The sequence below is a fragment of the Achromobacter sp. DMS1 genome (assembly GCF_001270295.1).
In genome coordinates, this window is sequence record NZ_LHSJ01000218.1 from 1 (window position 1) to 7,194 (window position 7,194).

4 protein-coding genes and 2 pseudogenes are annotated in these 7,194 nt (G+C 68.5%); 2 read left to right on the forward strand and 4 right to left on the reverse strand.

What is annotated here, in order from left to right:
• Positions 1-22: 22 nt before the first annotated feature.
• The 3 genes and pseudogenes from AD428_RS20200 to clpS form a co-directional block, all read right to left on the reverse strand.
• Positions 23-4,658: pseudogene (locus AD428_RS20200) on the reverse strand (alpha-2-macroglobulin family protein); the annotation flags it as partial.
• Positions 4,659-4,964: 306 nt separating this feature from the next.
• Entirely contained in the window at positions 4,965-5,234 is a 270-nt protein-coding gene (locus AD428_RS29725; RefSeq protein ID WP_053246373.1) for a hypothetical protein, read from the reverse strand.
• A gap of 161 nt (positions 5,235-5,395) precedes the next feature.
• Complete coding sequence (clpS, locus tag AD428_RS20210) at positions 5,396-5,710, reverse strand: ATP-dependent Clp protease adapter ClpS (RefSeq protein ID WP_053244471.1); 315 nt, start codon at positions 5,708-5,710, stop codon at positions 5,396-5,398.
• A gap of 227 nt (positions 5,711-5,937) precedes the next feature.
• Between clpS and AD428_RS20215 the strand changes: the two genes are divergently transcribed.
• Together AD428_RS20215 and AD428_RS20220 are read left to right on the forward strand one after the other, a co-directional pair.
• Positions 5,938-6,183: a cold-shock protein gene (locus AD428_RS20215; RefSeq protein WP_006220277.1), complete on the forward strand. Its 246-nt coding sequence runs from the start codon at positions 5,938-5,940 to the stop codon at positions 6,181-6,183.
• Positions 6,184-6,426: 243 nt separating this feature from the next.
• Complete coding sequence (locus tag AD428_RS20220; RefSeq protein WP_053246374.1) at positions 6,427-6,888, forward strand: DUF192 domain-containing protein; 462 nt, start codon at positions 6,427-6,429, stop codon at positions 6,886-6,888.
• 130 nt (positions 6,889-7,018) lie between these two features.
• Here AD428_RS20220 and AD428_RS25560 read toward each other — a convergent pair.
• Positions 7,019-7,194, reverse strand: a pseudogene (locus tag AD428_RS25560) (3-oxoadipyl-CoA thiolase); the annotation flags it as partial.

Below are 7,194 nucleotides of genomic sequence, written 5' to 3' on the forward strand. Positions count from 1 at the left end.
CGCCGCGCCGGACGACCGGCCCTCAAGGGCGCGGCGCGCGATCGCGGATTTCCACGGTGCTCCATTGCTCGCCCACGCCGCGCAATTCGGGCCGATACATATCCTCGGCCACGGTGGACGGCACGGCGTAGCGGCCCGGCGTCACCACGCGCACCAGATAGAACACGTCCACCTTGCCGCGGCCCAGGGACACGGCGGCCACGTAGCGGTCGTCCCGGAATTCGCGGTGACGGATGTTGGGATCGGCCATGGCGTCGGCCACGCGGCGCCCGCCGATGGTCCAGTCCTGCATCTCGGGGCTTTGCGAGAGATTCAGGTTCTCCACCTCGAAGCCGGCCGGCACGCGGTCCACCAGCAGCCCGTCGGGAATGTACTGGTTGGCGGTGGCCTGGACCCACACCACCAGCATGTCGCCGGTCTGCAGGACGCCGCCGTCCCACGGACGGCCGTCCGGCCGGTACCAGCCGCGCTTGAGCTGGATGACGCTGTTGCGCGGCGCGGGCGCGGCGGTGGGGCTGCCCTGGATGTCGTACTCCACGAAAAGCGACTGCGAGCCGGTGTTGGCGAGCTGGACCGAGCCCAGGTCGGCCGCCGACAGCGAGACGGACAGGTCGCCCTTGCCGCCGGCCAGCGGCTTGCGCGCGCCGTTGACGGTAAGCGCGGCCTCCCACGGCGTGCCGCTATCGCCGCCCGCCGCGCGCGCGGCCAGCAGCAGCGCAATCAGCCTGCGTGGAGAGATAGGAACGGTTGCCCAGGCGCGACGCGAGCTGGCCGAGCAGGTTCTCGCGGCGTTCGTGGCGCAGATCGTGGCGGGCCATGAGAGCGTACGACAGCGCATCGTCGCGCACCGCCGAGCCGTAGTCGCCCAGCCACTCGTCGTAGTAGTAGGCGCCGGCGCCGCGGCGGCTGATGCCGTAGTCGCGCGACATGGCTTGCTCCAGCGCCGTCTTCATGCGGCCCTCATCGCCCATGAGCTTGAAGGCGGCGGCGAGCTGCACCAGCGGCAGCGGCGAGCGCGTGCGCGCCTCCTGGTAGCTGTCGAACAGCTGGCGCACGGTGGACAGCGGCGCCTTGCCGTCGCGCGCCAGGCGCCAGCCGCCGGCCGCCAGGCCGGCAAAGCGGCGATGGTCTTCGCGCAGGATGTTGGCGTCGCCGCTGTCGTAGCGGCCGGACTCCAGGTTGCGCCGCAGATTGGGCGACCAGGCGCCGAAACTGCCCGCGCCCTGCTGGAGCTGCTCCAGCAGCCAGGCGCGCGAACGGTCCAGGGAAGCGTCGGGCACGGCGAAGCCGTTGTCGCGGGCGTCCTGCATGAAACCCACGGCGTAGGCCGTCAGCCACACGTCGCGCGAGGAATAGTCTCCCCACAGGCTGTAAGCGCCGGCGGCGTTGCGCATGCCGGCCAGGCGGCCCAGGGCGCCGGCCACCTTGGCCTCGCGCTGGGCCTGGGTGCGCGGCTTGAGGCCGAATTGCCGGGCGGCGCCTTCATCGATCAGCACCCAGGGCAGCGTGGCGCTGATGGTCTGCTCGGTGCAGCCGTAGGGATAGTTCAGCAGATCCTCGACCAGCCGGTTCACGTTGAAGGGCGGCCGGTTGGACAGCGTGAGGCTGACGGTGGCGGAGTCCGGGTAATAGGACGACACCCACGCTGCCTGCGCCGGCTGCGTCTCGCCCGGATTCAGCCGCAGGCGCCGCACCTGACGCTCGGGCGCGTGCGCCGGCTGCACCTGCAGCACGGACTCGCGCACGATGCGCACCGGCTCGGGGCCGCCCTGCCCGTCCACGGTCAGACGCATCAGGCCCAGGCCGTAGGAGCCGGTGGCGGCGGCATTGAAGCGCAGCGTGGCGCGCTGCTTGTCCTGCAGCGTCAGCGTGCGCGTGCCATCCGGGATGGCCAGCGGATCCAGGGCCTCCAGTTTGACCGTCACCTTCTGCGCGGCGCCGCTCAGGTTGGTAACGTCCAGCGCGATGGCGGCCTGGTCTCCCGGCGTAATGAAGCGAGGCGTGTTCAGCTCTGCCACGATGGGCGCGGCCACCACCATCTCGGCGTCGGCGCTGCCGTAGTTCTCGGGCGTGAAAGCCACGGCCATCAGCCGCAGCGTGCCGTTGAAATCCGGCAGGTCCAGCGCGATGTCGGCCTCGCCCCGGTCGTTGAGCGCCACCGGGCCGGAGAACAGGTCCACCAGCTTCACCTTCTTGGGCAGGCTTTTGCTGTCGCCGCGCATGGCGGCGTCGCCGCCCCATTTCAGCTTGCCCTGCGTGCCGTCCATTTTCTCGATGAGCTTGCCGTACATGTCCAGCAGCTCGGGCGCGTAGCGGTGTTTGCCGAAGAAATAGTCCAGCGGATCGGGCGTGGCGTACTGGTTGATGTTGAGAATGCCCACGTCCACGGCCGACAGCGTCACCGTGGCCCGCTTGCCCTGCGCGCCGTCGACCTTGACGCGCACCGTGGCCTTGCGCTCGGGCTCGGTCTTGGACGGCGCCGATATCTGCACGCCGAGCTTGCGGTCGGCGCTGGCGATGGGCAGATAGGTCAGGCCCAGCGCGCGCGCCGGCGTCACGCGGTCGCCCTCGCTGCCGGGGCGGAACACCGCGGCGGCAATGTACAGGTCGTGGCGCTTCCAGCTCTGGTCCACCGGAATCTCGACCTCGGTGCCCGTCGCCTTGACGGCCACCCAGCTGGACCACAGCATGCGGTCGCCTTCCACCGTGACGAGCGCCTGGCCGTCGTGCGGCGGCGTGAGCGTGAGCTTGACCGTATCGCCGGGCCTGGCCGGCACGCCTTCCAGCTTCATCTGCACGCGGTCGGGGCGGTTGCCCATGGCGTCGGCGTCCTGCGCGTTCCAGCCGGCGTAGAAGCGGTAGCGCAGCGTCTGGCCGGTTTCCGGGTCGGCCAGCTCCAGGCGGTAGCGGCCCCACTTCACGGCCACGGTGAACTGGGTGCGGTCCTCGAGCGCGATTTCGCGCGAATCGACCAGCTCTTCAGTCTCGGTGTAGCCGCTGTTCCAGCCCCGCTGGTCGTCGAAGCGCCAGTAATACTGGCGCTCTTCGCGGAACAGGCGCATCTGCGCCCGCGCCAGCGGCGCGATCTTGCCGGAGGCGTCCACACGCAGGGCCTCGAAGACGGCGGGCGCGCCTTCGCGCGTCACGTCGCCCTCGAACTGCGGGCGCACGGCGATCAGCTTGTCGGCCGGCCACACGCTGCGCTCGATGGAGCGCACCACCGGCCGTCCGCCCGACTCCAGCAGGCTGGCCGACACGCGCACCTTCATGGGCGAATGCGTGCCCGAGGTCTGCGGATCGATTTCGAGCTGTGCGCCGCCCTGGTCGTCCAGCGCGGTTTCGGGCAGCTCCTGGAAGTGCCGGCGGCTGTCGTCGGCCACGTCGCCGAAAATGAATCCGGGCCATTGCTGCGGCAGCGCGTGGCGGTCGCGCTTGACCTGGAAGCTCGACAGCAGGCGGTTGCCCGCCGCGGGCGCGCCGTACAGGTAGTCGCCCCGCACATCCACAGTGAGCGGCTCGTCGGGCGCCAGCACCGGCTGCGTCGAAGTGAGCAGCAGCTTCATGCGCTCGGGCAGGAACTCCTCGACCTGGAACTTCCAGGACGCGTCGGCGTTCCTGGCGGACGGGTCGACCCGCAGCTCCAGCAGCCAGGAGCCGGTCTGGGCGTCCGGCGGCAGCTCGATGGCGTGCTCCACATAGCCCGGCAGGTCTTGGGCCGGATGCCAGAGCGAAGTCTGCACCACGCGGCCGTCGGGACGCTTGAGGGTGGCGGTGAGCGGCGAAGGCGCGAGCGGGCGGCCGTCGAGGTCGCGCGGCAGCACCGACACCTGGAAGGTTTCGCCCGGGCGGTACAGGTTGCGGCCCGCGTACACGAAGAGGCTGTTGGGACGCGAGACGTGGCCGCCGATGTCGAACTCGGACAAGTCCAGCGCCGGTTCGCCCAGCGCGAGCACCGTCATTTCCTTGCCGCGCGAGGCGCGGATGACGCGCGCATTGGCGAAGCTGCCCTCGAAGCGCACGTGGCCGTCCTTGCCGGACGCCGCCTTGGCCAGCGCCTTGCCGGCGCCGTCCACCAGCTCGAACTGCGCGCCGGAAATGGCCTGGCCGCTCTTGAGCGACACCGAATACGCTTCGATGCGGTCGGCGTAGCGGCGCGCATGCAGCCCGATGTCGCTGACGTAGAAATAGGTGACCTGGTACTCGTAGCGGAACCGGCCGGGCTGGCTCATGACTGCGATATAGATGCCGGGCTCCTGCAGCTCCTTGATGCCTTCCACCGGCAGGAACGTCACGTGGCGGCGATTGGGCTTGTCGTCGGTGAGGAAGCGGCCCTGGTAGACGCTGGTGGTCAGCGTGTTGAGCCGGTCCAGGTCCCAGTTGCTGACCGAACCTTTCAGGCTGCGGTTGTCCGCGTAGCGCCAGCCGTCTTCCTCTTCTCCCTCGTCTTCGTCGTCCGCCGCCGCGCCGCCGCGGCCCACGCCCAGCACTGTGTCGAACAGTTCGGGCACGCGCTCGGGCGCGACGCGCAGAAACTGCACGTCCACCTCGGGCACGTTGACGGTGGCCACCGGCAGCCCGCCGTTCTGGCCCGCCGGCAGCACCACGCCGCGGCTGGCGAAGTAGAACGAAGGCGGCATCGCCTGCGTACTGACCTGGCAGTTCGAGGCCGAGGCCAGGCTGGCCTTGCCGCCCGCGCCCGGCAGACCGGCGCGGATGGAAATGGCGTTGGCGCGCTGCGGCTGCACATAGGGGAAATACACCATGCGGGGGTTGTCGCCCACCACCCAATTGCCCTTCAGGATCTTGCCCTTGGGCGCGGCGTCGCCCGGCCGCACCGAGGCGGGCTGGTCGCCGGGCGCTGCGGCGCTCTCGGGCGCCATCCTCGTCGCGCCTGGCCGCGCCGGTGTCGGTCACCTGCAGAAAGCTGTCCAGGTCGGCCTTGGCGTCCACCGGCTGGGTGAACGTCACCGCCAGCGCCAGCAGCGTCTTATATTGGCGCGGCTGGCAATTGAGCGCCGCGAAGGGGTCGGCCTCGCCACGACGGCGCTGGCGGGCAGCGGAGGCTGCGCGGGCTGGGCCGGCGCGGTCGCCGCCGCGCCCGGGGCCGCCGACGCGCGGTTCGCGCCCGCGCCGGGCTGGCCCGGGTTGCCCATCCACCAGCCCACGCCCACGGCGCCCGCCACCACGATGGCGCCGGCAATCGCCAGCCAGGTCTTGCTGAACTTTCCACTCACGGCGACTCTCCCCGCTTACTTCGATACGACGCTCCTTTGCGGCGGAGCTGCCGACCCGCTGGCGTCCGGCCATGCCGAGGCCCGAACTGCACCGGCGCCGCCATGGCGCGGTACGACAATGACAACGCCGCCCGGGGGCGGCGCTTGTTTCTGGTTTTCTCTTACACGGGTTCCATCACGCACTGCAGCGGATGCTGGCGCGCGCGGGCATATTGCCCCACTTGGGCGATGCGCGTGGCCGCGACGTCGCGCGGATAAACCCCGCACACCCCGCGTCCTTCGTGATGCACCTGCAGCATGATGCGCGTGGCTTCTTCGTGATTCTTGTTGAAGAACTTCTGCAGGACTTTCACCACGAATTCCATCGGCGTGTAATCATCGTTCAACAGCACGACCTGGTACATCGGCGGCGGCGCAACTTTCGCCGGCGCCTTTTCGACGGCCAAATCGTGCTGGGTATCCAAGGTAGAACTCATAGCGCGCGTATTCTATTTAAACGGGGAACGATCTGCTGGCAACTTACCAAGAATTACACGTAGAAATGCGTAGTTTCCATACTTGACGCGACAAAGAAAAGCGGCGCATTATCCACGCATTCTGGGGGGTTTTCTACAGGAAAAATCTGCCAGAAAACCGGAGGGGGGACAGGGGTCTAGACCGCAATGCCCTTCTGTCAAACATACGATTCAGTGAGGCAGTCCGCATGTCTGATACGACCGCAACCGCCGTCCAAGGGGACAATCCCAAATCGACGGGCACCGTCAAATGGTTCAACGATGCAAAGGGGTTCGGCTTCATCACGCCCGACGACGGCGGTGAAGATCTCTTCGCCCACTTTTCGTCCATCCAGATGAATGGTTTCAAAACCCTGAAGGAAGGCCAGAAAGTCGCCTTCGAAATCATCCAGGGGCCCAAAGGCAAACAGGCGCTGAATATCACTGCGGCCTGAGCGCCCTATGGCGCGGCAGGCTTGTTGCGCCATAATCCGGGGCGGGGCTTTCGAGCCCCGCCCCGTTGTTTTTGCGCGGACGCAACCGTGGATGTCATCGCGGATGCCGCCGCGCAACGCACGGCTCCAGACATGCCGGCGCGCCCGCGCCCGCATGCCCTCGCTGCTACGCAGTTCCTCATTTTTACTACCGCATCGCCTCATGCTGAAAAACGCCGTCCTGTTTCCGATCCGCCGCATGCAATCCGCCATGGCGTCCCGAGAGCGGCAAAGGCGGCGCTGGCCGCCCTTGCGCTGGCCATCGCCGCGCCTGCCCACGCGCAACCGGCCGATGGCCCGCAGCCGCGCCTGCCCGTGGTCCAGCTCTCGGCAGGAATCCATATTATCCACGCAGAAGTGGCCGACACGGAATCCACCCGGCGCGCGGGGCTGATGTTCCGACGCGAACTGCCGGGCAACGAAGGCATGCTGTTCGTCTTCGAGAACCCCGACGTGCAGTGCTTCTGGATGCGCAACACGCTGGTGCCGCTGTCCATCGCCTTCATCGCCGATGACGGCACCATCGTCAACATCGACGACATGGCGCCCCAGACCGACGACGGCCACTGCGCCAAGAAACCCGTGCGCTACGCGCTCGAAATGGCTCAGGGCTGGTTCGCCGAGCATGGCGTGTCGGCGGGCCGGAAAATCGACGGCCTGCCCTGAACAGGGCCTTTTTCACCGGAGAGCGGCCGCCGCCCAAGAAAAAGAGCCCTGACGGGCTCTTTTTCTTGACGTTCATGGCGCGTCTGACAGGCCGGGCGCGCCATGAACGCCCGGAAACATCCCAAGGCGCTCAGACCCGCTCGAGGACCAGCGCGATACCCTGCCCCACCCCGATGCACATGGTGCACAGCGCATAGCGGCCGCCGCTGCGGTGAAGCTGGTTGATGGCCGTGGTGGCCAGGCGGGCGCCGCTCGCGCCCAGAGGGTGGGCCAGCTCGATCGCGCCGCCGTTGGGGTTGACGCGGG

What these genes read in the sequence shown, in the direction of transcription:
- AD428_RS20215 (WP_006220277.1), top strand. Translation starts at nt 5,938, where the DNA reads ATGTCTGATACGACCGCAACCGCCGTCCAAGGGGACAATCCCAAATCG.
- clpS (WP_053244471.1), bottom strand. Translation starts at nt 5,710, where the DNA reads ATGAGTTCTACCTTGGATACCCAGCACGATTTGGCCGTCGAAAAGGCG.